2 protein-coding genes and 1 pseudogene are annotated in these 3,320 nt (G+C 40.5%); all 3 read right to left on the reverse strand.

Going from position 1 to position 3,320, the window contains the following annotated elements:
- Positions 1-187 precede the first annotated feature (187 nt).
- Complete coding sequence (locus ACEYKX_RS07560; RefSeq protein ID WP_373780677.1) at positions 188-1,120, reverse strand: sugar ABC transporter substrate-binding protein; 933 nt, start codon at positions 1,118-1,120, stop codon at positions 188-190.
- Positions 1,121-1,206: 86 nt separating this feature from the next.
- Positions 1,207-2,141, reverse strand: a pseudogene (locus tag ACEYKX_RS07565) (substrate-binding domain-containing protein).
- Positions 2,142-2,479: 338 nt separating this feature from the next.
- A partial coding sequence (locus tag ACEYKX_RS07570; protein WP_373780678.1) for a Gfo/Idh/MocA family protein occupies positions 2,480-3,320 on the reverse strand: 841 nt, incomplete at its 5' end.

Raw genomic sequence — 3,320 nt, forward strand, 5'->3', positions numbered from 1 at the left:
ATTTGCCCGCACCGTTTTCGCCCATCAGAGCATGAATAGTGCCGCGTTTAACTTTTAAGTTAATGCCATCCAACGCTTTTACCCCCGGGAATGTTTTAGACACATTCCGCATTTCTAAAATATAAGGGGAACTACTTGAATTCATGTGTAACTCCTTAACTCTTTGCAGGAAACAAGTCGTAAATTCTTATTCTTTATATTTATTAATATATTGCGCTTTTTTATCAGGCGTAACCAGCTCAAACGGAATCCAGTTATAAAGCGGCACTTTTTCGCCCATTGCAGCTTTATATGCCGTCTCTGCGCTAAGGCGACCTTGCCCCGAAGCAGATTGATAAACCGTAGCGTCTAACCCTTTACCGAGATACTCTAAAGCATCCGGCGTAGCGTCAATACCAACGATAAGCAAATCTTCGTCTTTTAACCCCATTTTACGAGCCGCCAATAAGGCGCCGATTGCCATTTCGTCATTATTAGCCAAAACGACATTAATGCCTTTGTGCGCGGAGAAGAGATTTTCCGCCACTTCCATTCCTTTGGCACGATCCCATTTGGCTTCTTGTTCCGCAACGATTTGTATTTCAGGATATTTAGAAAGAATGTTTTTATTTCCTTCCGTCCGTTTAATTTGTGCATCCAACCCTAAAGGCCCAAGTAAAACAATGGCTTTTGCCGGTTTTCCGTTTAATGCTTCGGCAATAAATTTACCTTGCATTTCACCGCTGGTGATTTCTTCCGAGCCGATATAGCTGGTTAAATATTTCATGTCTTCTTCATTAGGTAAAACAGCAACAACGACAAAAGGAATATTTGCTTTTTTCGCTTTTAAGCCGATAGCTTTAATAATCTTCGGATCGGTCGGCATCGCAATTAAAGCATCTACATTTGAATCAATGAAATTTTCTACATCATTCAACATTTTGGCCGGATCACCACTGGCATCCGCAAACTTGAGTTTTACATCAGGATTTTCTTTTGCAAAATTCTGCATGGCATCTTGCAAATATGTCGGATATTTATCTGCCAAGCTATACATAGTTACGCCGATGGTAATCTGTTTAGCGAATACTGTCGGAGCAAGAATGCAACCCAACATAAAAATAAATACTCTTTTTAACATAGCTATATCCTCTCGTTAGAAGTAGAAGATCAGAAATCTATTATCAAAGGGCGAGGGTATCCGCCCTTTGATAAACGTATAACGTCTTACTTATATTTTGCTTGATACTGCTCTTTCATATCCGGCGTAACCAGCTCAAACGGAACCCAGTTAAAGTGTTCTACTTTTTCACCTTTCGCTACTTTATAAGCAATTTCCGCACCGACATAGCCTTGTCCCTGTGCTGATTGGAATACGGTCGCATCCAAACCGTTGCCTAAATATTCAAGCGCATCCGGAGTAGCGTCAACACCGACAATGATCACGTCTTCATCTTTAACGCCCAGTTTGCGGCTTGCCAACACTGCACCAATTGCCATTTCATCGTTATTACTTACAATAACATTAATTTTCTTATTGGCTGCCAATACGTTTTCTGCAATAGTTAAGCCTCTATCGCGTTCCCATTTCCTTCTTGTTCGGAAACCACTTTAATATTGTTAGTGCGACCGAAGACTTCTTTTGCACCTTCGGTACGTTTTGTTGTCGCATCTAAGCCCAATACGCCCATTAACACAAGTGATTCCGCCGGTTTGCCGTTCAGAGTATTCACGATGTAATTAGCTTGAATACGGCCAGCTTCGATTTCATCTGAACCAACATAGCTGGTAACATATTGCATATCTTCATCATTCGGTTTGCGGTTTACGATAATAAGCGGGATATTTGCTTTTTTAGCCAAACGTCCGATTCTTTTAACGATTTGCGGATCTGTCGGTACAACCAATAATGCATCTACTTTTTGATCGATGAAGTTTTCTACATCGTTTAATTGACGGGCAGGGTCATTATTTGCATCGGTCAGTTTGATTTCTACATCATTGTGTTTTGCATCAAATTCTCGGCTTGATTCTTGCAAATAAGTTTGCCATTTATCTGCAAATGCCACCATCGGGGCGCCGATAACGATATTTTTTGCCATTACCGCTTGAGAAGTTAATAACAGACCACCGCATAACACAGCTAATAGCGTTTTCTTCATAATGCTACTCCTTTAAAGTTGAATGAATAACGATATATCTGAAATACCACTATATTGCACAATTGCACAAAATATTCACTTGTGAATATAAATTTCAAAATCTAACAATTTGGAACAAATTGTCTAAATGTATGTATAACATTAAGCGTATAACTGAGCAACGACGAAGTTAAAAATTTGTGAATTAGATCGTGTTTTGAAGTGAAATTTTTTTTCAAATTGTGATCTATGTTGAAATAAATCCGTTGACTGACATCTGTAAAAAAAGAAACGGACAGATTAATCTTCAAACACAGGAAAAAAGATTAACTGTCCGACAGGCTTATATGAGATAAAATTTACGCGATTTCGCTCACATTAACCCAACGTTTCTGTTCACAGGATTGGGCAATGGCATCCAGTATGCGCGATACTTTAAATCCTTCTTCAAAATCCGGATACATATCTTGATTATTTGCCAATCCGTTGACTAAATCGCGAATTTCCACGGTTTTCTGATCATTAAAACCGATACCGTGTCCCGCACTGACGCAGAAGTTCTTATAATCAGGATGCAAAGGACCGGTCAAAATAGTTTTGAATCCCTGACGCGCCGGATCTTCATCATGAATATAGAGTTTTAACTCCGCCATTCGCTCTTGAGTGTAAGTAATCGTGCCTTTGGTACCGGTAATAACATAACTTAATCCCATTTTACGCCCGCAAGCGATACGGGAGGTTTCAATGGTTCCCATACAACCGTTGGCAAAGCGCACAAGTGCGGTCGCTTGATCTTCATTTTCTACGGGCAAGCGTTCTGCCGGATTTTTCGGATTCGGACGATCTTTAATCACGGTTTCCATATCGCCGATAACTTTCTCAATATCGCTACCCACTAAATATTGCGACATTTGTACAATATGAGCGGCTAAATCACCTAACGCGCCCAAACCCGCTTTCTCACGAACGCAGTGCCAGTCTAACGGCGTATTCGAGCTTGCCAAATAGTCTTCGTTATGAGTCCCGTAGAAATGAATGACTTCACCAATTTCACCGCGTTGAATAATCTCACGAGCCAGTTGAGTGGTCGGGTTTTTGATGTAATTAAAGCCGACAAGGGTTTTAACACCGGCTTTTTGCGCCGCTTCATACATGATTTTTGCATCAGCCGCCGTTAATGCAAGCGGTTTTTCCGAATAA

Origin of the sequence: Glaesserella sp., from assembly GCF_041817755.1 — a bacterium.
In the GTDB taxonomy this organism is placed as follows: domain Bacteria; phylum Pseudomonadota; class Gammaproteobacteria; order Enterobacterales; family Pasteurellaceae; genus Glaesserella.

Bases quoted from the DNA above. Each gene is read 5' to 3' on its own strand.
- ACEYKX_RS07560 (WP_373780677.1), bottom strand. From the start codon at position 1,120: ATGTTAAAAAGAGTATTTATTTTTATGTTGGGTTGCATTCTTGCTCCG.